22 protein-coding genes are annotated in these 22,271 nt (G+C 68.3%); 18 read left to right on the top strand and 4 right to left on the bottom strand.

Annotated features, from left to right (window positions below):
• Nucleotides 1–9: 9 nt before the first annotated feature.
• The 5 genes from HHL11_RS16225 to HHL11_RS16205 are packed head-to-tail and all read left to right on the top strand — an operon-like array spanning nucleotide 10 to nucleotide 3,927.
• On the top strand, nucleotides 10–813 hold the full coding sequence (locus HHL11_RS16225) for a sulfite exporter TauE/SafE family protein (RefSeq protein WP_169419378.1): 804 nt from the start codon (nucleotides 10–12) through the stop codon (nucleotides 811–813).
• A gap of 23 nt (nucleotides 814–836) precedes the next feature.
• The gene (locus HHL11_RS34840) at nucleotides 837–1,784 is read left to right on the top strand and encodes a methionyl-tRNA formyltransferase (RefSeq protein ID WP_342593242.1); all 948 of its coding nucleotides are present in this window, start codon (nucleotides 837–839) and stop codon (nucleotides 1,782–1,784) included.
• Nucleotides 1,785–1,838: 54 nt separating this feature from the next.
• Entirely contained in the window at nucleotides 1,839–2,120 is a 282-nt protein-coding gene (locus HHL11_RS16215; protein WP_169419377.1) for a hypothetical protein, read from the top strand.
• A 10-nt stretch (nucleotides 2,121–2,130) separates the two neighbouring features.
• Nucleotides 2,131–2,898, top strand: a complete 768-nt coding sequence (locus tag HHL11_RS16210; protein WP_169419376.1) for a fumarylacetoacetate hydrolase family protein — start codon at nucleotides 2,131–2,133, stop codon at nucleotides 2,896–2,898.
• A gap of 21 nt (nucleotides 2,899–2,919) precedes the next feature.
• On the top strand, nucleotides 2,920–3,927 hold the full coding sequence (locus HHL11_RS16205; protein WP_169419375.1) for a 2-dehydropantoate 2-reductase: 1,008 nt from the start codon (nucleotides 2,920–2,922) through the stop codon (nucleotides 3,925–3,927).
• Here HHL11_RS16205 and HHL11_RS16200 read toward each other — a convergent pair.
• Entirely contained in the window at nucleotides 3,924–4,862 is a 939-nt protein-coding gene (locus HHL11_RS16200; RefSeq protein ID WP_169419374.1) for a LysR family transcriptional regulator, read from the bottom strand. The two genes, HHL11_RS16205 and HHL11_RS16200, sit on opposite strands and share 4 nt — an antisense overlap.
• Before the next feature lie 98 nt (nucleotides 4,863–4,960).
• Between HHL11_RS16200 and HHL11_RS16195 the strand changes: the two genes are divergently transcribed.
• The 6 genes from HHL11_RS16195 (at nucleotide 4,961) to oxlT (ending at nucleotide 10,785) form a co-directional block, all read left to right on the top strand.
• Nucleotides 4,961–5,197: an HAD family hydrolase gene (locus HHL11_RS16195; RefSeq protein WP_169419373.1), complete on the top strand. Its 237-nt coding sequence runs from the start codon at nucleotides 4,961–4,963 to the stop codon at nucleotides 5,195–5,197.
• A gap of 248 nt (nucleotides 5,198–5,445) precedes the next feature.
• Complete coding sequence (locus HHL11_RS16190; RefSeq protein WP_169420067.1) at nucleotides 5,446–6,465, top strand: Bug family tripartite tricarboxylate transporter substrate binding protein; 1,020 nt, start codon at nucleotides 5,446–5,448, stop codon at nucleotides 6,463–6,465.
• A gap of 49 nt (nucleotides 6,466–6,514) precedes the next feature.
• Complete coding sequence (locus HHL11_RS16185) at nucleotides 6,515–7,036, top strand: tripartite tricarboxylate transporter TctB family protein (protein WP_169419372.1); 522 nt, start codon at nucleotides 6,515–6,517, stop codon at nucleotides 7,034–7,036.
• 21 nt (nucleotides 7,037–7,057) lie between these two features.
• Nucleotides 7,058–8,587 carry a tripartite tricarboxylate transporter permease gene (locus HHL11_RS16180; protein ID WP_169419371.1) on the top strand — a complete coding sequence of 510 codons (1,530 nt, stop codon included), beginning with the start codon at nucleotides 7,058–7,060 and terminating at the stop codon, nucleotides 8,585–8,587.
• 13 nt (nucleotides 8,588–8,600) lie between these two features.
• Entirely contained in the window at nucleotides 8,601–9,434 is an 834-nt protein-coding gene (locus tag HHL11_RS16175; protein WP_169419370.1) for a cytidylate kinase family protein, read from the top strand.
• A 40-nt stretch (nucleotides 9,435–9,474) separates the two neighbouring features.
• The gene (gene oxlT, locus HHL11_RS16170; RefSeq protein ID WP_169419369.1) at nucleotides 9,475–10,785 is read left to right on the top strand and encodes an oxalate/formate MFS antiporter; all 1,311 of its coding nucleotides are present in this window, start codon (nucleotides 9,475–9,477) and stop codon (nucleotides 10,783–10,785) included.
• On the opposite strand, the gene HHL11_RS16165 is transcribed toward oxlT, so the two are convergent.
• On the bottom strand, nucleotides 10,782–11,390 hold the full coding sequence (locus tag HHL11_RS16165; protein WP_169419368.1) for a Crp/Fnr family transcriptional regulator: 609 nt from the start codon (nucleotides 11,388–11,390) through the stop codon (nucleotides 10,782–10,784). The genes oxlT and HHL11_RS16165 overlap by 4 nt on opposite strands.
• A 113-nt stretch (nucleotides 11,391–11,503) precedes the next feature.
• Here HHL11_RS16165 and oxc point away from each other — a divergent pair, with 113 nt between their 5' ends.
• From oxc to HHL11_RS16135, 6 genes are read left to right on the top strand one after another with little or no spacing between them, the layout of a single operon-like run.
• Nucleotides 11,504–13,228 carry an oxalyl-CoA decarboxylase gene (oxc, locus tag HHL11_RS16160; protein WP_169419367.1) on the top strand — a complete coding sequence of 575 codons (1,725 nt, stop codon included), beginning with the start codon at nucleotides 11,504–11,506 and terminating at the stop codon, nucleotides 13,226–13,228.
• A 26-nt stretch (nucleotides 13,229–13,254) separates the two neighbouring features.
• Nucleotides 13,255–14,502, top strand: a complete 1,248-nt coding sequence (frc, locus tag HHL11_RS16155) for a formyl-CoA transferase (protein ID WP_169419366.1) — start codon at nucleotides 13,255–13,257, stop codon at nucleotides 14,500–14,502.
• Between the two features lie 19 nt (nucleotides 14,503–14,521).
• Nucleotides 14,522–16,663 carry an acetate--CoA ligase family protein gene (locus HHL11_RS16150; RefSeq protein WP_169419365.1) on the top strand — a complete coding sequence of 714 codons (2,142 nt, stop codon included), beginning with the start codon at nucleotides 14,522–14,524 and terminating at the stop codon, nucleotides 16,661–16,663.
• A gap of 3 nt (nucleotides 16,664–16,666) precedes the next feature.
• Complete coding sequence (locus tag HHL11_RS16145) at nucleotides 16,667–17,464, top strand: thioredoxin domain-containing protein (RefSeq protein WP_169419364.1); 798 nt, start codon at nucleotides 16,667–16,669, stop codon at nucleotides 17,462–17,464.
• Nucleotides 17,465–17,498: 34 nt separating this feature from the next.
• Nucleotides 17,499–17,969: a (2Fe-2S)-binding protein gene (locus HHL11_RS16140; RefSeq protein WP_169419363.1), complete on the top strand. Its 471-nt coding sequence runs from the start codon at nucleotides 17,499–17,501 to the stop codon at nucleotides 17,967–17,969.
• Nucleotides 17,966–20,146 carry a xanthine dehydrogenase family protein molybdopterin-binding subunit gene (locus tag HHL11_RS16135; RefSeq protein WP_169419362.1) on the top strand — a complete coding sequence of 727 codons (2,181 nt, stop codon included), beginning with the start codon at nucleotides 17,966–17,968 and terminating at the stop codon, nucleotides 20,144–20,146. The genes HHL11_RS16140 and HHL11_RS16135 overlap by 4 nt, the downstream gene beginning before the upstream one ends.
• Here HHL11_RS16135 and HHL11_RS16130 read toward each other — a convergent pair whose 3' ends face one another.
• Both HHL11_RS16130 and HHL11_RS16125 read right to left on the bottom strand, forming a co-directional pair.
• Nucleotides 20,147–20,491 carry an antibiotic biosynthesis monooxygenase family protein gene (locus HHL11_RS16130; RefSeq protein WP_169419361.1) on the bottom strand — a complete coding sequence of 115 codons (345 nt, stop codon included), beginning with the start codon at nucleotides 20,489–20,491 and terminating at the stop codon, nucleotides 20,147–20,149.
• 25 nt (nucleotides 20,492–20,516) lie between these two features.
• Nucleotides 20,517–21,509: a cytochrome P450 family protein gene (locus HHL11_RS16125; protein ID WP_169419360.1), complete on the bottom strand. Its 993-nt coding sequence runs from the start codon at nucleotides 21,507–21,509 to the stop codon at nucleotides 20,517–20,519.
• Between the two features lie 63 nt (nucleotides 21,510–21,572).
• Here HHL11_RS16125 and HHL11_RS16120 point away from each other — a divergent pair, with 63 nt between their 5' ends.
• Complete coding sequence (locus HHL11_RS16120; RefSeq protein WP_169419359.1) at nucleotides 21,573–22,259, top strand: ArsR/SmtB family transcription factor; 687 nt, start codon at nucleotides 21,573–21,575, stop codon at nucleotides 22,257–22,259.
• The last annotated feature ends 12 nt before the right edge of the window (nucleotides 22,260–22,271 follow it).

Here is a 22,271-nt window from a genome sequence, read left to right as displayed (position 1 = left end):
TTCTTCGCCATGTCCTTCCTCCAACCGCAACTCATACTCGAACTCCTGCTTCTCGGCACGGCCACCGGCTTCGCGGCGGGGCTGCTGGGCATAGGCGGCGGCATGCTGCTGGTGCCCTTCATGACCATGATCCTCGCGGCCAAGGGCGTGGCGCCGGACCTCACGGTGAAGATGGCGGTGGCGACCTCGCTCGCCACCATCTGCTTCACCTCGCTGTCCTCGGTGCGCGCGCACCACAAGCGCGGCGCCGTGCTGTGGCACGTGGTGAAGGTGCTCGCGCCGGGCATCTTCGTCGGCTCGCTCATTGGCGCGCACATCGCCTCGGCGCTGCCCGGCAAGGTGGTGGGCATCCTGTTCGCGGTGTTCGTCGGCTTCTCCGCCACGCAGATGTTCCTGGGCCGCAAGCCCGAAGCCGGCCGCACCCTGCCCGGGCCAGCCGGTACCTTCGCGGCCGGCGGCGTCATCGGCATGCTGTCGGCCATCGTCGGCGCGGGCGGCGGCTTCATCAGCGTGCCCTTCATGACCTGGTGCAACATCAAGATCCACGACGCGGTGGGCACCTCCGCGGCGCTGGGCTTCCCCATCGCGCTCTCGGGCACCCTCGGCTACCTCTGGGCCGGCCGCGGCCTCACCGGCGTGCCGGAGGGCGCCATCGGCTACCTGTACCTGCCGGGCCTGGCGTGCATCGCGATCGCCAGCATGCTGATGGCGCCGGTGGGCGCGCGCACCGCGCACCGCATGGACGTGCGGCCGCTGAAGAAGGTGTTCGGCATCTTGTTGTACGCTCTGGCCGCCTACTTCGTCTTCAGGTAGGCGCGAACAACGAGCCGGAGGCCATCATCGCGCGCATCGCCTTCATCGGGCAGCAGGAATTCGGCAAGGCCGTCCTGGATGCCTTCCTCGCCCGCGGCGACACCATCGCCGGCGTCTTCTGCATCCCCGACCGGCCCGGCACCCGGCCGGACGCCCTGCGCGCCGACGCGCAGGCGCTGGGGCTGCCCGTGTTCACCTTCGCCAGCCTGCGCAGCGAGGAAGCGGTGCAGACCATGCGCTCGCTCGAGGCCGACCTGGGCATCATGGCCTACGTGCTGCAGTTCGCGCCGCAGGAGTTCGTGAACATCCCGCGCCACGGCACCATCCAGTTCCATCCCTCGCTGCTGCCACGGCATCGCGGGCCCAGCTCCATCAGCTGGCCGATCGCGCTGGGCGCCAAGGAAACGGGCCTCACCATCTTCCGCCCCACCGACGGCCTGGACGAAGGCCCGATCGTGCTGCAGAAGTCCTGCCCCATCGGCCCCGACGAGACGCTGGGCGAGGTCTACTTCCACAAGCTGTTCCCGCTGGGCGTGGCCGCCTTGCTGGAAGCCGCCGACCTGGTGATGGCGGGCAGGCACGTGGAACACCCGCAGGACGAGAGCCTGGCCACCTACGAAGGCTGGCTGCGCGACGAAGAAGCGCAGATCCGCTGGGCCGCGCCGCTGGACCACGTCTACGACCTGGTCCGCGCCTGCAACCCCGCGCCCGGCGCCTGGACGGTGCTCGATGGCGTGCACGTGCGCGTCTACGACTGCCGCAAGCACGTGGTCGGCCATTTCGTGCCCGGCGGCCACAAGCCGGGCGACATCGCGCGTGTCGGCAGCGACTCCATCTTCGTCTGGTCGCAGGGCGGGATGATCGAGATCCTCAAGCTGCGCCCCGAAGGCGGCGGCAAGGTGAGCGCCGGCGAATTCGCCCGCCAGCGCGGACTATCAACGATCGTTGATGGTTCGCATAAAAACGTTTAACTATCATTGATTGCTCGCAGCGCCTAGATTCCCTTCCAACCGAAGGAGATCCTGATGCTGCAGCTGGTGACGACCCCGGACCCCGCCGCGGAGGCGCAACGCCACGCGTACAACGCCGCCTTCCACGAGCTGGACCTCAGCTGGCACTGGGACGCCGCGACCTTCGCCCGCGTGCGGCTCGAAGGCGTGCGCGCCTGGATCGCGGCGGAGCACCCGCACCTGCTGCGCGCCTACGCCCTGGAGTTCCTGGCCGAGGCGATCGAGCAGACGCAGGCCCGCTGGCTCGCCGGCAGCTACGCGCCGGCCGCGCCGCAAGACGCACGGCTCGCCGCCTGAGGAGGCCCGCATGCAACAGCACTGGGTGCGTTTCGCCGAGAACGGGCGCGAGGGCTTCGGCACCCTCGAAGGCGAGCGGGTGCGCCACTGGCACGGCAACCTGTTCGAATACCCGGAGCGCGGCGACCGCACGGTGGCGCTGTCGGATGTGAGCCTGCTCACGCCCGTGCAGCCCAGCAAGGTGATCGCCTTGTGGAACAACTTCGGCGCGCTGCGCGAAAAGCTCAAGCTCGACGTGCCCGCCGAACCGCTGTACCTGGTGAAGACGCCCAATACCTACCTGGAGCCGGGCGGCACGATCCGCCATCCCGGCAACGGCGCCAAGATCGTCTTCGAAGGCGAGCTGGGCATCGTCATCGGACAGCGCTGCAAGCAGGTGAGCGAAGCGGATGCGCCGCGCTACGTGCTGGGCTACACCTGCGCCAATGACGTCACGCTGGCCGGCGTCGTCGATCGCGACCCGTCCTTCGGGCAATGGGTGCGCGCCAAGGGCCTGGACACCTTCTGCCCGTTCGGGCCGGCGGTGGCGACCGGCATCGACCCGCAGCAGCTGGTCGTGCGCACCTGGCTCGACGGCCAGCTGCGGCAGGACTACCCCATCAGCGACATGCGCTTTTCGGTGGCGCAGCTGGTGAGCCACATCTCCCAGGACATGACCCTGTTCCCGGGCGACATCATTCTCTGCGGCACTTCCGTCGGCGTCGGCTCGATGCAGCCGGGCAGCACGGTGGAAGTGGAAATTGCCGGCGTCGGCCGGCTGGCGAACCGCATCGCCTGATTCCCAAACCAGGAGCTCTCCGTGAAGATCGCGATCATCGGCGCCGGCGCCATCGGCGGGTATGTGGGCGCGCGCCTGGCGCTGGCCGGCGAGGACGTCACCTTCCTCGCCCGCGGCGCCAACCTGCAGGCCCTGCGCGCCAACGGCATCACGCTGCGGCAGGAAGGCAGCGAACAGGTGGCGCGCAACATCCGCGCCACCAACGACTACGGCGAAGCCGGCCCGCAGGACATCGTCGTGCTGGCGACCAAGGCGCACCAGGTGGCGGCGGTGGCCGGCGAACTGCCCAAGCTGTTCGGGCCGGACACCGTCGTGGTCACCATGCAGAACGGCATCCCCTTCTGGTACTTCCATCGCCTTGGCGGCCCGATGGAGGGCACGGCCGTGCGCAGCGTCGACGCCGACGGTTCATTGGCGCGCCGCATCCCGCCCGAGCGCGTGCTGGGCTGCGTGGTCTACCCCGCGACCGAGCTGGTGGCGCCGGGCGTGGTGCGGCACATCGAGGGCGACCGCTTCCCGCTGGGCGAGCTCGATGGCAGCAGCAGCGAACGCGTACATCGCGTCGCCGGCTGCTTCGTGCGCGCCGGGTTGAAGGCGCCGGTGCTGGACGACATCCGCGCGGAGATCTGGCTGAAGCTGTGGGGCAACCTCACCTTCAACCCGATCAGCGCGCTGACGCACGCGACACTGGTCGACATCTGCCAGGACCCGCTGGCGCGCAGCCTGGCGGCGGACATGATGCGCGAGGCGCAGGCCGTGGCCGGCAAGCTGGGCATCACCTTCCGCGTGCCGCTGGACAAGCGCATCGCCGGCGCCGAGAAGGTCGGCAAGCACAAGACCTCGATGCTGCAGGACGTGGAAGCCGGCCGCGAGCCGGAGATCGACGCGCTGGTCGGCTCGGTGGTGGAGCTCGCGCGGCTCACCGACACGCCGACGCCGCATATCGATGCGCTTTATGCGTTGGTGAAGTTGCTGGCGAAGACGATGGGTGAGAACGGCCATGCGCGAGTGCGCATGGAAAGCGTTTAACGCGCTTTCCGCACCGGCTTCGTCCCCAACGCCTGCTCGATCAGCTTCGCCCCGTCCTTCAACAGGAAGGCCTTGAAGGCCTGGGCGACGGGCGGCAGGCGCTTGGTGCGCCGGTGCACCACGTACCAGTTCAGCATCAGCGGAAAGCCCTGCACGTCCAGCACCACCAGGCTGCCCGCCTGCAGCTCGCGGCTGACGGTGTGCGCCGACAGGAAGCTGATGCCCATGCCGGCCATCACCGCCTGCTTGATGGTCTCGGTGCTGCGGATCTCCATCGCCACGTTCACGCTGGCCAGCTGTGGCCCGAAGCCCTGCGCCATCGAGTTCCAGGTGTCCGAGCCCTGCTCGCGCACCACGAAGGGCTCGCGCGCGATGCGGTTCACGGTGATGCGCCGGGTGCGCGCGAGCGCGTGCCCCGGCGGCGCGACGATCACGTAAGGGTGCGGCGCGAAGGCTTCGGCGTTGGTGTCCAGGTCGTCCGGCGGCCGCACCATCACCGCCAGGTCGGTCTGGTTGTCCTTCAGGCGCGTGAGCAGCTCCTCGCGGTTGACGACGCCGAAGTTGAAGCTGACGTCGGCATGGCGCTGCGCGAAATCCACCAGCAGCCGCGGAAAGAAATAGTCGCCGGCGCTGATCACCGACACGTTCAGCCGGCCGCCCGAGACGCCGCGGAAGTGCGCCATCGCCTCCTCGGCTTCCTGGAATTTCTGGATGATCTCGCGGCTGGACTCCAGCATCTGCGCGCCCGCGGGCGTCAGGTGGATCTTCTTGCCCAATTGCTCGAACAGCGGCAGCCCCGCGTGCTCCTGCAGCTTGCGCACCTGCGTCGACACCGCGGGCTGCGTGAGGTGCAGTTCTTCGGCCGCGCGCGAAAAACTGCGCAGGCGGGCCACCGCTTCGAACACCTTCAACTGCCGCAAGGTCGCATTGCGCATGGCCGTCAACTATAAGCGTTCGTGCATGGAAACCATGAATAACTTTGACTGTCCTTTATGGCGCGTCCGGCCTAGATTGCGCCCACAAGGAGACAGCCATGCAGACCCACACCGCCACCGCCGACGACCAGCGCCTCGCCTACAACGCCGCCTTCGAAGAGCTCGATCTCAACTGGGAATGGGACGCCGCCACCTGGGCCAGCCTGCCGCATGCGCAGGGTGAATGCGTGCGCGCCTACCTGCAGCGCGAGCGCCCGCACCTGCTGCGCGCCTACGACACCGAATTCCTCGTGAACGCCGTGGAGTGCGCGCGCCAGCGCTGGCAGGCGCGCTGATGCGCTCCCATTGCGATTGCAAGACGGGCCGTCCCGCGCAGCCGCGCCGGGCGGCCTTAGGGCGTTCGCCTAAGACCGGCGCGGACTCCCCCGGACAAACCCTGAACGGCCCACTGAATCTCGCAATCTTGACCGCAGTCAAGAGAAATCCAACCCGCTTGGTTGGAGCATCCGCCTGCGGTCTGGTGATCACGCCATCACTTCCCACGAATGGCGAACGCCGGGCGTAACGCAGGAGACAAGCCATGATGCAAGCGAGCTTCAGCACCCGGTTGGCGGCTCTCGCCTCCACCGTCCTCCTAGCGGGCCTAGCCGCCACGGCAGCCCCCCGCGCCCACGCAGCTTGGGAGCCGACCAAGCCCGTCGAATTCGTGGTGCCAGCCGGCACCGGCGGCGGCGCCGACCAGATGGCGCGCCTGATCCAGGGCATCGTGGTCAAGCACAGCCTCATGAAGCAGCCGATGATCGTCGTGAACAAGTCGGGCGGCGCCGGCGCCGAAGGCTTCCTCGACGTCAAGGGCGCCAAGGGCGACCCGCACAAGCTGGTGGTGACCCTCTCGAACCTGTTCACGACGCCGCTGGCGACCGGCGTGCCCTTCAACTGGCGCGACATGACGCCGGTGTCGATGATGGCCCTGGACAACTTCGTGCTGTGGGTCAACGCCGAGACGCCGTACAAGACGGCCGGCGACTACCTCGCCGCCGTCAAGGCGGGCGGTGCCAACAAGTTCAAGATGGGCGGCACCGGCTCCAAGCAGGAAGACCAGATCCTCACCGTCGGCATCGAGAAGGCCACCGGCGCCAAGTTCATCTACGTGCCCTTCAAGGGCGGCGGCGAAGTGGCCGTGCAGCTGGTGGGCAAGCACATCGACTCCACGGTGAACAACCCGATCGAGGCCGTGGCGCAGTGGCGCGCCGGCCAGCTGCGGCCGCTGTGCGTGTTCGACGACAAGCGCATGCCCTACCCGGCCAAGATCACCGACAAGCAGTCCTGGCAGGACATCCCCACCTGCAAGGAAGCCGGCGTGCCCACCGCTTACACCATGCTGCGCGGCGTCTTCATGCCCCCGGGCGTGAGCAAGGACCAGGTCGACTTCTACGTGAACCTGCTGAAGAAGGTCCGCGAGACGCCCGAGTGGAAGGACTACATGGAGAAGGGCGCCTTCAACCAGACCTCCATGGACGGCGACAAGTACTTCCAGTGGCTCGGCGCGGCGGAACAGCAGCACCGCGAGCTGATGAAGAGCGCGGGTTTCATCTCCCAGTAAGCCCCCTGCCCCCGCCGCGCGCGGGGGCTTCTCCTTGGAGATTCCACACATGGATTCGCAAGACCAGGCCAGCGAAGCCGAAGGCCACGGCGTGCCCACGTTTGCCATCGAAGCCGTGATGGCGCTGCTGGTGCTGGCCCTCGGGCTCGTCATCGTCGTCGCCAGCCACAAGCTCGGCGCCGGCTGGACCAGCGACGGCCCCGGCGCCGGCTACTTCCCCTTCTACGTCGGCCTCATCCTGTGCATCTCCGCGCTGGGAGTGCTGTACCAATCGCTGCTGGGCAAGAACCGCAGCCACGGCATCTTCGTCACCGGCGAGCAGCTGCGGCGCGTGCTGGTGGTGTTCGTGCCGGCGGTGATCTACGTGCTGGCCGTGCAGTTCGTCGGCATCTACATCGCCTCCGCCGTCTACATCGCGCTGTTCATGGTGCGGCTGGGGAAGATCAGCGTGATCAAGAGCGTCGTGACGGCGGTGCTGATCAACGCCGCCTTCTTCCTCATGTTCGAAGTCTGGTTCAAGGTGCCGCTCGCCAAGGGCACGCTGGACCTGCTGTCCTTCCTCGGCTACTGAAAACCTGAGGCGCCAAGAACCATGACCGAACTCAGCGCCCTGTTCCACGGCTTCGCCGTGGTCCTGAGCCCGATGAACATGCTGCTGATGCTGGTGGGCATTTCCCTCGGCGTCCTCATCGGCGTGCTGCCAGGGCTGGGAGGCGCCAACGGCGTCGCCATCCTGCTGCCGCTCACCTTCACGATGTCGCCGACCTCGGCGATCATCATGCTGTCCTGCATCTACTGGGGCGCCCTCTTCGGCGGCGCCATCACCTCGATCCTGTTCAACATCCCGGGCGAGCCGTGGTCGGTGGCGACCACCTTCGACGGCTACCCGATGGCGCAGGACGGGCGCGCGGGGCAGGCGCTGACCGCGGCCTTCACGTCGTCGTTCGTCGGCGCCTTCGTCGCGGTGGTGATGATCACCTTCCTCGCGCCGGTGGTCGCGAAGTTCGCGCTCAAGTTCGGGCCGCCGGAATTCTTCGCGGTCTACCTGCTCACCTTCTGCAGCTTCGTCGGCATGGGCAAGGGCTCGCCGTTCAAGATCCTCGCTTCGATGGCGATCGGCTTCGCGCTGGCCGCGGTCGGCATGGACACCGTCACCGGCCAGCTGCGCCTGACCTTCGGCATCCCCGACCTGATGCGCGGCTTCGACTTCCTGATCGCGGTGATCGGACTGTTCGGCATCGGCGAGATCCTGCTGTCGATGGAGGAAGGACTGGCCTTCACCGGCAAGAGCGCCAGGATCAACCCGAAGGTGGTGCTGGAGACCTGGAAGCAGCTGCCGAAGTACTGGGTCACCTCCATTCGCAGCTCGCTGGTGGGCATCTGGATGGGCATCACGCCCGGCGGCGCGACGCCCGCTTCCTTCATGAGCTACGGCCTGGCGAAGAAGATGTCCAAGGACGGCGCCAAGTTCGGCACCGGCCAGATGGAAGGCGTGATCGCGCCCGAGACCGCGGCCCACGCCGCCGGCACCAGCGCGCTGCTGCCCATGCTGGCCCTGGGCATCCCCGGCTCGCCGACCGCCGCCGTGCTGCTGGGCGGCCTGCTGATCTGGGGCCTGCAACCCGGCCCGCTGCTGTTCGTGGAGCAGAAGGACTTCGTTTGGGGCCTGATCGCCTCGATGTACCTGGGCAACCTGGCCGGCCTGCTGGTGGTGCTGACCACGGTGCCGCTGTTCGCCGCCATCCTGCGCATCCCCTTCGCCATCATCGCGCCGGTGATCGTGGTGATCTGCGCGATCGGCGCCTACACCGTGCACAACGCGATGCTGGACGTGTGGTTCATGCTGGGCTTCGGCGCGCTGGGCTACATCTTCAAGAAGCTGGATTACCCGCTGGCGCCGCTGGTGCTCGCCCTGGTGCTGGGCGACAAGGCGGAAGACTCGTTCCGCCAGGCCATGCTGGTGTCGCAGGGCGACCTGTCGATCATGGTCTCCAACCCGCTGGTGGGCACCATCACCGGCCTGGCGCTGCTGCTGCTGTTCTGGCCGGTCATCGGCCGCCTCATCGCGATGGTGCGCAAGCCCAAGGCAAGCACCTTCACCACCGAACAGCCGGTCGACTGAGGAAGGGCCCGCCATGCCGGTCATCGCACTGACGCAGGAGATGGGCTCGCTGGCCAAGGACGTGGCCCTGCGGCTCGCCGAAACCAGCGGCCTCGCCGTGCTGCGCGACGAGGTGGTGGACAACGTGGCCGGCCGCATGCAGGTGGCGCCCAGCCTGATCCGGCGCCTGCGCGAAGGCAAGGCCGGCCTGGTCGAACGCCTGTCCACCGACAAGCAGCAGGTGGCGCTCTACACCGCCGAGGAGGTGCTGGCGCAGGCCGCGCGCGGCAACGTCATCCTGCGCGGCTGGGGCGCGACCTGCCTGCTGCGCCCCGTCTCGCACGTGCTGCGGGTGCGCGTCACGCGCCCTTTCGCGCTGCGCGTGGGCTGGCTGATGGAGCACCTGGGAACCGACGACCGCCAGGCCGCGGAGAACGAAGTGCGCCGCAGCGACAACGCGCACATCGCGCGCATGAACGCGCAGTTCGGCGTGAGCTGGGGCGACCCCCTGCTCTATGACGTGGTGCTGAACACCGAGCGGCTGTCCGTGGACAGCTGCGTGGAGCAGATCGTGCAACTGGCGCAGCGGCCGGAGTTCCAGGAAACGACGGAATCGCGCGCCGTGCTGGAAGGCCTGGCGCTGGGCGCCCGCGTCCGCGCGGCGCTCAAGTCGCAGCCCGCCACGCGCGACGTCGACGTGCAGATCGAAGCGCGCGACGGCCGCGTGGTGCTCGCCGGCCTGGTCGCGAGCGATGAAGAAAAACAGGACAGCGAACGCGTGGCTTCGACGGTCGCCGGCCTGGGCAAGGTGGACAACCGGCTGCAGTTGATGACGGTATCGCGCCGGTTCATGCACTCGAAGACCTGATTGCTTCCCTCCTCCTAAACCTACATTACAGGAGACATCGATGGACAAGATCGTAGACGCGCTACCCGGCGCGGGCCTGGCCGCACCCGCCGCGGCGGAACACGGACCAGCCTACCGCTGGAGCCAGCTGGTCCTGGGCATCATCTGCATGGCGATGATCGCCAACCTGCAGTACGGCTGGACGCTGTTCGTGAACCCGATCGCGGAGCAGCACCACTGGACCAAGGCGGCGATCCAGGTCGCCTTCACCATCTTCGTGCTCACTGAAACCTGGCTGGTTCCGGTGGAGGGCTACCTGGTCGACAAGTACGGTCCGCGCGTGGTCGTCATGGCCGGCGGCCTGCTCGCGGGCCTGGGCTGGGTCATCAATGCCCATGCCGACACGCTGACCTTGCTGTACGTGGGCGCGGCCGTCGGCGGCGTCGGCGCCGGCGCGGTCTACGGCACCTGCGTTGGCAATGCGCTCAAGTGGTTCCCGGATCGCCGCGGTCTCGCGGCCGGCCTGACGGCCGCCGGCTTCGGCGCCGGCTCCGCATTGACGGTGGTGCCGATCTCGATGTACATCCAGGCGCACGGCTACCAGGCCGCCTTCCTGTACTTCGGCATCGGCCAGGGCGCGATCATCTTCGTGCTGTCCTGGTTCCTGCACGCGGCGCCGGCGGGCAACCGCTACGCCTCGCGCGCCTCCGACGCGGCGAAGGTGCAGCAGACCCGCAAGGAATACACGCCGGGCGAAATGCTGGGCAAGCCCGTGTTCTGGGTGATGTACCTGATGTTCGTGCTGGTTGCGGCCGGCGGCCTGATGGCCACCGCGCAGCTCGCGCCCATCGCCAAGGACTTCAAGGTCGCCGACACGCCGGTGAGCCTGGCCGGCATCGTGCTGCCCGCGCTGACCTTCGCGCTGGCGATGGACCGCGTGCTGAACGGCCTGACCCGCCCCTTCTTCGGCTGGGTCTCCGACCGCATCGGCCGCGAACAGACCATGTTCATCGCCTTCGGGCTGGAAGCGCTGGGCATCCTGGCGCTGTACGCCTTCGGCAGCAACCCGGTCATGTTCGTCATCCTGACCGGCCTGGTGTTCTTCGCCTGGGGCGAGATCTACAGCCTGTTCCCCTCGACCTGCGCGGACACCTTCGGCGCCAAGTACGCCGCCGCCAACGCCGGCCTGCTGTACACCGCCAAGGGCACCGCGGCGCTGCTGGTGCCGCTGTCCAGCGTGCTCTCGGCGGCCAGCGGCAGCTGGCATGCGGTGTTCATCACGGCGAGCATCATGAACGCGGCGGCCGCGATCCTGGCCTGGGTGGCGCTGCGGCCGATGCGCCGCACGCTGATCGAACGCTCGCAGGCCTAGATCTTGCCCTTGGCCTTCAGCCGGCTGAGCGTTTCTGCCGAGAGATTGAGATATGAGGCCAGCTCTTTCTTCGGCAGCCGCTCCTCCAGTTCCGGGTGCTTGCGCAGGAAGCGCTTCACCCGGCCTGGCGCGTCCAGCAGGTGCAAGGTGATCGTGTGCGCCATGATTTCACTCATGTGGTGCATCACCTCGTACTCGAAGGCCTGCTTCACGCCCGGATGGCGCTCGAGGAATACCACCCACTCGCGCAGCGGCAGCTTGGCCACCCGCGCGCGCGTCACGCACACGATGCTGTACGGCGCCGGCGTGCCGAGCCGCCAGGCGGCGTAGCTGGTCTCCATCTGGCCCTCTTCCGCGAAGCGCAGGATCATCTCCTTGGCTTCCTGGTTGCCCACCACCCGCTTCAGGATGCCGTCGAGGATGAAGTACTGCTCCATCTCGTGCACGCCCTGGTTCAGCAGCGCCTCGCCCTTCTGGCAATCGACGATGGTGAGCATGGGCTCGAGCTCCTGCATCTGCGCCGCCGTCATGCCCTTGAGGGCGACGTTGTGCGCGAGCTGCACGCGAATGACGTTCCGTTCGGGATGCTTTTCGATCGATGTCATCGGGTCTGGAGCAGGGATTCCCCTAGGAATTTCCGAAACTTGACTGCGGTCAAGAGGCTTTGCGGAAGGCGACTTCTACCATTCTCTCACTCTCAACGCGGGACTCTCCGACCATGACCACCTCCATGCAGGATCAAGAGACAACGGATGGTTTCCATCTGGTCATCGACGCTCTGAAGTTGAACGGCATCGACACGATCTTCGCGCTGCCGGGCATCCCCATCACCGACTTCCTGCGCCAGGCGCAAGGCGAAGGCGTCAAGGTCATCTCCTTCCGCCACGAACAGCACGCGGGCAACGCCGCGGCGGCGGCCGGCTTCATCACGGGCAAGCCCGGCATCTGCTTCACGGTGTCGGCGCCCGGCTTCTTGAACGGCCTGACGGCGCTGGCCAACGCCACCACCAACTGCTTCCCCATGATCCTCATCTCGGGCTCCAGTGAGCGCGAGGTGGTCGACCTGCAACAGGGCGACTACGAGGAGATGGACCAGCTCGCCATCGCCAAGCCGCTGTGCAAGGCGGCCTTCCGCGTGCTGCACGCCGAGGACATCGGCGTGGGCATCGCACGCGCCATCCGCGCCGCCGCGTCGGGCCGCCCCGGCGGCGTCTACCTGGACCTGCCGGCCAAGCTGTTCGCGCAGGTCGTGTCCAGGGAAGTCGGCCAGCGTTCGCTGATCAAGGTCGTCGACCCGGCGCCGAAGCAGATCCCCGGCCCCGATGCCGTGCAGCGCGCCATCGACCTGCTGAAGGGCGCGAAGAAGCCGCTGGTGATCCTGGGCAAGGGCGCCGCCTACGCGCAGGCCGACGAAGCGATCAAGCAGTTCGTCGAGAAGACCGGCATTCCCTACCTGCCGATGTCCATGGCCAAGGGCCTGCTGCCGGACAACCACGCGCAGTCCGCCTCCGCCGCCCGCTCCTACGTGCTGGCCGAAGCCGACGTCGTGATGCTGGTGGGCGCACGCCTCAACTGGCTGCTGTCGCACGGCAAGGGCAAGACCTGGGGCGCGGCCGATTCCAAGGGCTGGGGCCAGCAGCAGTTCATCCAGGTCGACATCTCGCCGACCGAAGCGGACAGCAACGTCGCCGTCGCCGCGCCGGTGATCGGCGACATCGGCTCCTGCATCGCCGCGATGAACCAGGCGATCGGCTCCTCCTGGAGCAAGCCGCCCAGCGACTGGACCGGCGCCATCGCCGAACGCAAGGACAAGAACCTCACCAAGATGGCCGAGACGCTGGCGAAGAACCCGCCGGTGATGAACTTCCACAGCGCGCTCAACGTCATCCGCGACACCATCAAGGCCAACCCGGACGCCTACCTGGTGAACGAAGGCGCCAACACGCTGGACTTCGCCCGCTCCATCGTCGACATGTACGAGCCGCGCAAGCGCCTCGACGTCGGCACCTGGGGGATCATGGGCATCGGCATGGGCTTCGCCGTCGCGGCCGCGGCCGTCACCGGCAAGCAGGTCATCGCCGTCTGCGGCGACAGCGCCTTCGGCTTCTCCGGCATGGAGGTCGAGACGGTCTGCCGCTACGACCTGCCGGTGTGCGTGGTCGTCTTCAACAACAACGGCATCTACAAGGGCACCGACGTCAACCCGCTGGGCAAGGAAGTCGCGCCCACGGTGTTCGTCAAGGACGCGAAGTACGAGCTGATGATGGAAGCCTTCGGCGGCAAGGGCGTGCGCGCGGCGACGCCGGCCGAACTGAAGCGCGCCATCGACGAGGCCATCGCCAGCGGCAAGCCGACGCTGATCAACGCGATCATCGACGAGACGGCCGGCACCGAATCGGGGCGGATCACGAACCTGAATCCGGCGGCGAAGAAGAAGGCCTGAACGAAATTCAACATCTGGAGCAAGCAATGGGCAAAGCACTCGAAGGCGTCAAGATCCTCGACTTCACGCACGTGCAGTCGGGTCCCACCTGCACGCAGCTGCTGGCATGGTTCGGCGCGGACGTCATCAAGGTCGAGAAGGCGGGTGAAGGCGACGTCACGCGGCAGCAGCTGCGCGACATCGACGGCGTGGACAGCCTCTACTTCACGATGCTGAACCACAACAAGCGCTCCATCACGCTGGACACCAAGAGCCCCAAGGGCAAGGAAGTGCTGATCGAGCTGATCAAGCATTGCGACGTGCTGGTGGAGAACTTCGCGCCCGGCGCGCTGGACCGCATGGGCTTCAGCTGGGACCGCATCCAGCAGATCAACCCGCGCATGATCGTCGCTTCGATCAAGGGCTTCGGCCCCGGCCCCTACGAGGACTGCAAGGTCTACGAGAACGTGGCGCAGTGCGCCGGCGGCGCCGCTTCCACCACCGGCTTCGACGACGGCCCGCCCATCGTCACCGGCGCGCAGATCGGCGACAGCGGCACCGGCCTGCACCTGTGCCTGGGCATCGTCACCGCGCTGTACCAGCGCCAGGCCACCGGCAAGGGCCAGCGCGTGCAGGCGGCCATGCAGGACGCCGTGCTGAACCTGTGCCGCGTGAAGCTGCGCGACCAGCAGCGCCTGGACCGCAAGGGCGTGATGGAGGAGTACCCGCAATACCCCGAAGGCGAGTTCGGCGAAGCGGTGCCGCGCGCGGGCAATGCGTCGGGTGGCGGCCAGCCGGGCTGGATCCTGAAGTGCAAGGGCTGGCAGCATGATCCCAACGCCTACATCTACTTCATCACGCAGGCCCCGGTGTGGGAAAAGATCTGCAAGGTCATCGGCGAAGAGACCTGGATCACCGACCCCAGCTACGCCACGCCCAAGGCACGCCTGCCGCACCTGAAGACCATCTTCTCGCGCATCGAGGAATGGACCAAGACCAAGACCAAGTTCGAGGCGATGGAGATCCTGAACGAGTACGACATCCCCTGCGGCCCGATCCTGTCGATGAAGGAGCTGGCCAACGAGGAGTCGCTGCGCGCCACCGGCACCGTGGTCGAAGTGGACCACCCCAAGCGCGGCAAGTACCTGAGCGTGGGCAACCCGATCAAGCTGTCGGACAGCCCCACCGAAGTCACGCGCTCGCCCCTGCTGGGCGAGCACACCGATGAAGTGCTGGCGCAACTGGGTTTCGGCAAGGACCAGATCGCCGAGCTGCGCCAGTCCAAAGTGATTTAACTCTCTCAAGGAGAAAGCCATGGGCAACTTCCAGGGTGACAAGGCCAAGGTCCGCCAGGTCCTCGATGCAGTCAAGAAGGCCGGGCGCGACGCGCTGACGGCGCCGGAAGGCAAGGTGGTCTGCGAGGCCTATGGCATCGCGGTGCCGAAGGAGGCGGTGTCCACGAGCGCGGCGGAAGCCTCCAAGCTGGCCAGTTCCATGGGCTTTCCCGTGGTGATGAAGATCGTCTCGCCCGACATCCTGCACAAGACGGAAGCCGGCGGCGTGATGGTGGGCCTGAAGAACGCCGACGAGGCCGCCACCGCCTACGAGCAGATCATCGCCAACGCGAAGAAGTACAAGGCCGACGCCAAGATCCTCGGCGTGCAGGTCCAGCAGATGATCAAGGGCGGCCAGGAGGTGATCGTCGGCGCGATGACCGACAACAGCTTCGGCAAGCTCGTGGCCTTCGGCATGGGCGGCGTGCTGGTGGAGGTGCTGAAGGACGTCACCTTCCGCCTGGCCCCGGCCACCATGGAAGACGCGGCCTCGATGCTGGATGGCATCCAGGCGAGCGAGATGCTGAAGGGCGTGCGCGGCGGCAAGCCGGTGAACCGCGAGGCGGTGCAGGACATCATCGTGCGCGTGTCGCAGCTGGTGCACGACTTCCCCGAGATCTCGGAGATGGACCTGAACCCGGTGTTCGCCAGCGAAACCGGCGCCATCGCGGCCGACGTGCGCATCGTGGTCAACTTCGCCCCGAAGGAGCCGCGCTACCGCCCGGACGAGAAGGCCGTCGTCACGTCCATGAACCGCATCATGAAGCCGAAGGCGGTAGCGGTGATCGGCGCGTCCGACCAGGCCGGCAAGATCGGCAACTCGGTGATGAAGAACCTGATCAACGGCGGCTACCAGGGCAAGATCTATCCGATCACGCCCAAGGGCGGCGAGATCATGGGCCTCACGGCCTACAAGAGCGTGAAGGACGTTCCGGGCGACATCGACACCGCGGTGTTCGCGATCCCCGCCCCGCTGGTGGCCGCCGCCCTCAAGGAATGCGGCGAGAAGAAGATCGCCGGCGCCATCCTCATCCCGTCCGGCTTCGGCGAGACGGGCAACATCGAAGGCCAGGAGGAACTGCAGCGGATCGGGCGCGAGTACAACATCCGCCTGATGGGGCCCAACATCTACGGCTTCTACTACACGCCGGCGAACCTGTGCGCCACCTTCTGCACGGCCTACGACGTCAAGGGCTCCACGGCCCTCAGCTCGCAGTCCGGCGGCATCGGCATGGCCATCATCGGCTTCTCGCGCTCCGCCAAGATGGGCGTGTCGGCCATCGTCGGCCTGGGCAACAAGTCGGACATCGACGAGGACGACCTGCTCCTCTTCTTCGAGCAGGACGACAACACGAAGGTGATCGCCCAGCACGCCGAGGACCTGAAGGACGGCCGCGCCTTCGCCGAAGTCGCCAAGCGCGTGTCGAAGAAGAAGCCGGTGATCATGCTCAAGGCGGGCCGCACCGCCATGGGCGCCGCCGCCGCGGCGTCGCACACCGGCGCCGTGGCCGGCACTGACAAGATCTACGAGGACGTCCTCAAGCAGTCCGGCGTCATCCGCGCCCGCAGCCTGCGCCAGATGCTGGAGCTGTCGCGCGGCGTGCCCATCCTGCCCACGCCCAAGGGCGAGAACGTGGTCATCATCACGGGCGCCGGCGGCTCCGGCGTGCTGCTGTCCGACGCCTGCGTGGACAACGGCCTGAAGCTGCTCAAGCCCATGCCGGCCGACCTGGACGCGGCTTTCCGCAAGTTCATCCCGCCCTTCGGCGCGGCCGGCAACCCGGTGGACATCACCGGCGGCGAGCCGCCCATCACCTACATGAACACGGTGCGCCTGGGCCTGGAGGACGACCGCATCCACGCGCTGATCCTGGGCTACTGGCACACCATCGTGACGCCGCCCATGGTGTTCGCGCGCAACATGGTGCAGGTGGTCAACGAGATGAAGGAGAAGGGCAAGGTCAAGCCCGTGGTCGCCTCGCTCGCGGGCGACGTGGAGGTCGAGGAAGCCGCGCAGTACCTGTACGAGAACGGCATCCCCGCCTATGCGTACTCCACCGAACTGCCGGTGGAAGTGCTGGGCGCCAAGTACCAGTGGGCGCGGGCGGCCGGCCTGCTGTGAGGCATGGCCAGCCGCGGGCGGCGCAAGGCTGAAACAGGGCCTGCCGTCACGGTCCACGTCTGCACCGGCGCGTCCTGCGTGGCGGCCGGTGCGCCGGGACTGCTGCACAAGCTGCCGCCCCTGCTGGGGCGCGAAATCCCGGTGCAGCCGGCCGGCTGCATCGGCCGCTGCGACCAGGCGCCGGCTGCGATGGTCGGCCAATTCCCGGTGGCCTGCGCCACGGCGCAGCGCGTCATCGATTGCGTCCAGGACGGCAGCGTCACGCACGAACCCGAGGGCTACATCGGCCTGTCGCAATACCGCGCCGCCGGCGGCTACGCGATGCTGGAGCAGTGCCTCAAGGGCGAGCGCGAAGCGCGCTTCGTCATCGCCGCCCTGGCCGCCGCCGGCCTGCCGGCCGCGCGCCAGTGGCGCGGCGCCCGCAAGCAGGGGGTACGGCTGCTCGCCGTCGATGCCTCCGACTTCCGCCACCGCTCCCGGCTGGAGCGCGACCCGCACCGCCTGCTGGAAGGGCTGCTGATCGCCGCCTGGGCTTGCGGCAGCGCCAGCGCCTGCGCCGTGCTGCACCCGGCCTGGCATGGCTGCCGCGCGCTGCTGCTGCAGGAGCTCGCCAGGCTGCAGGCCGAGCCGCCCTCGCCCGCCCTGCCGCGCCTCGAGCTGCGCAGCGCAGGCGACGCCTCCGCGCTGGCGCAGGACTTCGAAACCCTGTTCGGCTTGCGGGTGCTGCTGGAGCATGGCCCCGAGTGGTTCGCCGCGACCGGCGGCCACGGCCGCGAGGACTTCCAGTCGTACGCGAATTGAAGTACCGTCGCCTCCGTCTGCCCAGGAGGTGACCATGGCCAGCTACCGCTTGACAGTGAACGGCGCCCCGCGCGAGGTGGACGCCTGGGACGGCGACATGCCGCTGCTCTACGCCCTGCGCAACACGCTGGGCCTGCACGCCGCCAAGTTCGGCTGCGGGCTGGGCCAGTGCGGCGCCTGCACCGTGCTGCTCGATGGCAGCCCAGTGCGCTCCTGCCTGCTGAAGCTGTCCGACGCCGCCGGGCACGCGATCACCACCAACGAAGGCCTGGGCACGCCGGAGAAGCCGCATCCCGTGCAAGCGGCCTTCATCGCCGAACAGGCGGCGCAATGCGGCTACTGCACCAACGGCATGGTCATGACCTCGGTGGCGCTGCTGCAGCGCACGCCGCGGCCCACGCGCGAGCAGGCGCAGGCCGCGCTGGGCGGCAACCTGTGCCGCTGCGGCTCGCAGGACCGCGTGCTGAAAGCGATCGCGCGGGCGTCCGGACAAGGAGAAGCATGATGGCAGCCGTCACGCTCTCGCGCCGCGAACTGCTGAAGGGCAGCGTCTGCATCGTCGGCTTCTCGCTGCTGGGTCTTCCCGCCTACGGACAGCAGCAGGCGCCACGCGGCGCGCTGCCGCTGGACCAGGCCGATTCCTTCCTCGCGCTGCGCCCGGACGGCACGCTGGTCGTCTACTCCGGCAAGGTGGACCTGGGCACCGGCCACCGCATCTCCATGCGGCAGATGGTGGGCGAAGAACTCACCTTGCCGGTGAACCGCATCGAATTGATCGAGGGCGACAGCGCGCTCACGCCCAACCAGGGCCCCACCGCCGGCAGCACCGGCGTGATGCGCGGCGGCGTCGAACTGCGCCGCGCCGCAGCCACGATGCGCGAAGCGCTGCTGGCGCAGGCCGCGCAGCGCTGGGGCGTGGAAGCTTCCACCTTGAAGCTGCGCGACGGCCGCGTGCTGGGCGCCGACGGCCGCAGCATCGCCTGGACCGAGCTGCCGCTGCAGAAGCTGGCGGTCGACGCCAACGCGCCGCTGAAGCCGCCCGCGCAGTACGAGATCGTCGGCAAGTCGCTGCCCCGGCCCGACCTGCCGGCCAAGGTCACCGGCCAGCATGTGTGGATGCACGATTTCGCCGTGCCGGGCATGCTGCATGCGCGCGTGATCCGGCCGCCGGCAATCGGCGCGAAGCTGCTGGCCGTCGACGAAGGCTCGGTCGCGCAGTTGCCGGACGTGCGCGTGGTGCGCGTCAACGACTTCCTGGCCGTCGCCGCGCCGGATGAATGGGCCGCGATCCGCGCCTCGCGCGAGCTGAAGACGCAATGGAGCGAGAACGAGCCGCTGCCCTCCAGCCAGAAGGTCGCCGACTGGGCGCGCTCGGGGCCTTTCGTGGCCGAGGAAACTCTGGTCGACAAGGGCGACAAGACCCGGCTGGAAGCGCTGGCCGGCGACGCGCGCAAGCTGCACGCCAGCTACTACTGGCCGCTGCAGTCGCATGCGTCGATGGGCCCGTCGTGTTCGGTCGCGGACGTGCGCAGCGATGGCGCGACCATCTGGACCGCTTCGCAGGCCAGCCACCGGCTGGTCGTCTCCTGCGCCGCGGCGCTGGGCCTGGAGCAGGCCAGGGTCCGCACCATCTACCTCGACGGCGCCGGCTGCTACGGCATGAACGGGCATGACGATGCCAGCGTCGAAGCCGCGATGCTGTCGAAGGCGCTCGGCAAGCCGGTGCGGGTGCAATGGAGCCGCGAAGACGAACTTGGCTGGGACCCCAAGGGGCCCCCGCAGCTGCTGGAGATCAGCGCCAGCCTGACGCCCGAAGGCGGCATCGACGCCTGGTCCACCGAGATGTGGCTGCCGCGCGCGACGGCCAACCTGGCGTGGATCCCCCTGCTCTCACCTGTCGCTGCGGGCCTGCCGCAACCGAAGGGGCAATCGACCGGGCTGGTGTCGCAGAACGGCGATCCGCCTTACGGTGCCAAGGCGATGCGGGTGCACGTGCACTGGATCGAGGGCTCGCCGCTGCGGCCGTCCAACATCCGCGCGCCGGGCAAGGTGGGCAACTGCTTCGCGGTGGAGAGCTTCGTCGACGAACTGGCCGCGCGCGCCAACGTGGATCCGCTGCAATTCCGCTTGCGCGACCTGGCGCAGCCGCGCGGGCGCGAAGTGGTCGAGCGGCTCGCACGCCTGATGAAGTGGGAGACGCGTGCGGGCGCCGCCGGCCAGGGCCGCGGGCGCGGCATGGCCTACATCCACTACAAGCACAACGAGACCTTCGTCGCGATGGGCATGGACGTGGCGGTGGACCGCAAGAGCGGAGAGATCCGCGTGCTGCGCGTGGCCTGCGTGCACGACTGCGGGCTGATGATCAACCCCGATGCGGTGCGGGCACAGGTGGAGGGCAACATCCTGCAGACCTTGTCGCGTACCTTGCACGAGGAGACCACCTTCGACCGCAGCCGCGTGACCAGCGTCGACTGGCGCGGCTATCCCCTGCTGCGTTTCCCGGAGGTGCCGCGGCTGGACATCGAGCTGGTGCAGCGCCTGGACCAGCCGCCGCTGGGCGCGGGCGAAGCGGCCGCCGCGCCGGTGCCGGCGGCACTGGCCAATGCCGTCTTCGATGCGACCGGCAGGCGCGTGCGCAGCGTGCCTTTCACGCGCGAGCGCGTGCAGCCCTTGCTGGCCTGATCAGCCGTGCACCCGGCGGGAATCCGCCGGGGCTTCCTCGCGCTCCGTCTTGCCATAATCGCGCAGGACCTCGGCGACGCGCAGCCGGTATTCGCGGAACATCGTGCGCCGGCCGGCGGACTGCGCGGCGCGGTGCGCTTCCAGGTTGCGCCAGGCCTGCAGGCACTGCTCGTCGCGCCAGAATTGCAGCGACAGCAGCTTGCCGGGTTCGGTGAGGCTCTGGAAGCGCTCGATGGAGAGGAAGCCCTCCATCTTCACGAGCTCCTCCTTGAGCTCCGCGGCCCAGTCCAGGTAGCCCTGCTTGTGTTCGGGGTGCGGCCAGACTTCGAAGATGACGGTGACCATGATTTCCTCTGCTTGTTGTTCGACGCTACGAGAACACGGGAATCCGCGCGTTGGGCAATGGCCGATAGCCGCGCACCGCCCGGAACTTGTCCTGAAGAGGCTCGAGCACCTGCAGCGTCCGCAGCGCCGACACCGCGATCTGCAACGCAATGCGATCCCCGGGGCACGCATGCGCACCGCCGCCGAAAGGATGCTCGTTCACCAGCAGCAGCAACAGCGCGTCTCCAGCGGCGATCCGTTCGCCGCCCAATTCGACATCGGCGGCCGCGAAACGGCGCGTGTTGTGCACGGCCGGATCGTGCCGCGCCACGTGCGCGACCAGCTCGCCGGCATCCGGCGCCTCTTCCCCTTGCCGCAGCGCCGCGCACACCGCATTGCCGATCAAGCCCGCCGTCGCATCCAGCGACTGCTGCATGAAGGCGATGCGGTTCGCGGCGGCGAAAGGCTGCAGGCCGTCCCGCTCGCCTTGCGCCAGCAGCGCACGCGCTGCCGTATCGGAGCGCTCCAGCGTGTCCGCATCCACCCCGGGCCCGATGCCGCGAGTGAACTCGTGCACCCACTCCACCGTGCGATCCAGGGACGCGCCCGCCACGCCCAGCAGCCGCGCCATTGCTTGCACGGGGATCGCGGACAGCAGCGCGTTGGCCTCCAGGCGCGGCGCGAGGTCCCGCGTCGCCGCTTCCGTCGCCTGCGCCACGGCGGCCGGCGCGAAGCGCGCAGCCGCGGCTTCGACCGCGGGCCGGTGCCGCGCGTGGAAATCGCCGTCGTTCATGCGCACCAGCTGCGCGAACACATCGCCGGTGGGCCGCCCCAGCAGCGCCTTCGGCACGGGCTCGGCCGGTGGCCGCACGCGCAGCTGCAGGTGCTGCAGCGCTTGCTCCACCAGGTAAGGGCCGGCGACGACCCAGAGCTTCAGCTGGGCATCGTAGGCCAGCGGGCTGCGCACGCGCAGCCGCGCGTACCAGGCATAAGGATCGGTGTGGCTGGGCGCCGCCAGCGCGTCGCGCGGTTCTTCCATGCAGGCAGTGTGGTTCGCGGCCCGGGGTTTGTCGAGCGGCAACAGTTTGGCTAGCATCGAAGCATGCATGCCGAACCCGACCTCGCCCGCATCGCCACCACCGTGGGAGATCCGCGCCGCATCCAGATGCTGGCCCTGCTGATGGAGGGCCGCGCGCTCACGGCCAAGGAGCTCGCGCTGGGCGTGGGCGTGGAACCGGCCACCGCGAGCGCGCACCTCAAACGCCTGCTGGAAGACGGGCTGCTCGAATCGACGGCGCAAGGCCGGCACAAGTACTTCCGCTTCGCGTCCGAGCAGGTGGCGCAGATGGTGGAAGGCCTGATGCGCGTCGCGCCGCCGCTCAAGACCCCAGCCGCGAAACCGGCAACGCCCTCGCCCGAGCGGCGCGCCCGCTACTGCTACGACCACCTCGCCGGCTCGCTGGGCACGGGCCTGCTGGCGCTGATGCTGCGCAAGGGCTGGGTCAGGGACGACAGCGAGCCGAAGCAGCTGGCGCTGACGCCGCGCGGCGAAAAGGCGCTGCATGAACTCGGTGTCGACGTGGATGCGGCACAGGCCAGGCGCCGCCAGTTCGCCTGCCGCTGCCTCGACTGGTCCGAGCGGCGCGACCACCTGGCCGGCGCGCTCGGCGCCGCCTTGGCGCAGCAGTTGACGGAACGCCGGTGGATCGAGCGGAAGAAGCATTCACGCGCGGTGCGCATCACGCCGGCGGGTGAAGAAGGGTTTGCGGCACTGGGTGTGTCGGTGTGACGCTTGCTGGGG

It is taken from the genome of Ramlibacter agri (genome assembly GCF_012927085.1).
Classification (GTDB): Bacteria; Pseudomonadota; Gammaproteobacteria; order Burkholderiales; family Burkholderiaceae_C; genus Ramlibacter; species Ramlibacter agri.
The sequence above is the reverse complement of the archived record's forward strand: the minus strand, read 5'-3'. Positions and strand labels throughout refer to the sequence as shown.

Bases quoted from the DNA above. Each gene is read 5' to 3' on its own strand.
- HHL11_RS16225 (WP_169419378.1), top strand. From the start codon at position 10: ATGTCCTTCCTCCAACCGCAACTCATACTCGAACTCCTGCTTCTCGGC.
- HHL11_RS16215 (WP_169419377.1), top strand. From the start codon at position 1,839: ATGCTGCAGCTGGTGACGACCCCGGACCCCGCCGCGGAGGCGCAACGC.
- HHL11_RS16210 (WP_169419376.1), top strand. From the start codon at position 2,131: ATGCAACAGCACTGGGTGCGTTTCGCCGAGAACGGGCGCGAGGGCTTC.
- HHL11_RS16200 (WP_169419374.1), bottom strand. From the start codon at position 4,862: ATGCGCAATGCGACCTTGCGGCAGTTGAAGGTGTTCGAAGCGGTGGCC.
- HHL11_RS16195 (WP_169419373.1), top strand. From the start codon at position 4,961: ATGCAGACCCACACCGCCACCGCCGACGACCAGCGCCTCGCCTACAAC.
- HHL11_RS16190 (WP_169420067.1), top strand. From the start codon at position 5,446: ATGCAAGCGAGCTTCAGCACCCGGTTGGCGGCTCTCGCCTCCACCGTC.
- HHL11_RS16185 (WP_169419372.1), top strand. From the start codon at position 6,515: ATGGATTCGCAAGACCAGGCCAGCGAAGCCGAAGGCCACGGCGTGCCC.
- HHL11_RS16180 (WP_169419371.1), top strand. From the start codon at position 7,058: ATGACCGAACTCAGCGCCCTGTTCCACGGCTTCGCCGTGGTCCTGAGC.
- HHL11_RS16175 (WP_169419370.1), top strand. From the start codon at position 8,601: ATGCCGGTCATCGCACTGACGCAGGAGATGGGCTCGCTGGCCAAGGAC.
- oxlT (WP_169419369.1), top strand. From the start codon at position 9,475: ATGGACAAGATCGTAGACGCGCTACCCGGCGCGGGCCTGGCCGCACCC.
- HHL11_RS16165 (WP_169419368.1), bottom strand. From the start codon at position 11,390: ATGACATCGATCGAAAAGCATCCCGAACGGAACGTCATTCGCGTGCAG.
- oxc (WP_169419367.1), top strand. From the start codon at position 11,504: ATGACCACCTCCATGCAGGATCAAGAGACAACGGATGGTTTCCATCTG.
- frc (WP_169419366.1), top strand. From the start codon at position 13,255: ATGGGCAAAGCACTCGAAGGCGTCAAGATCCTCGACTTCACGCACGTG.
- HHL11_RS16150 (WP_169419365.1), top strand. From the start codon at position 14,522: ATGGGCAACTTCCAGGGTGACAAGGCCAAGGTCCGCCAGGTCCTCGAT.
- HHL11_RS16145 (WP_169419364.1), top strand. From the start codon at position 16,667: ATGGCCAGCCGCGGGCGGCGCAAGGCTGAAACAGGGCCTGCCGTCACG.
- HHL11_RS16140 (WP_169419363.1), top strand. From the start codon at position 17,499: ATGGCCAGCTACCGCTTGACAGTGAACGGCGCCCCGCGCGAGGTGGAC.
- HHL11_RS16135 (WP_169419362.1), top strand. From the start codon at position 17,966: ATGATGGCAGCCGTCACGCTCTCGCGCCGCGAACTGCTGAAGGGCAGC.
- HHL11_RS16130 (WP_169419361.1), bottom strand. From the start codon at position 20,491: ATGGTCACCGTCATCTTCGAAGTCTGGCCGCACCCCGAACACAAGCAG.
- HHL11_RS16125 (WP_169419360.1), bottom strand. From the start codon at position 21,509: ATGGAAGAACCGCGCGACGCGCTGGCGGCGCCCAGCCACACCGATCCT.
- HHL11_RS16120 (WP_169419359.1), top strand. From the start codon at position 21,573: ATGCATGCCGAACCCGACCTCGCCCGCATCGCCACCACCGTGGGAGAT.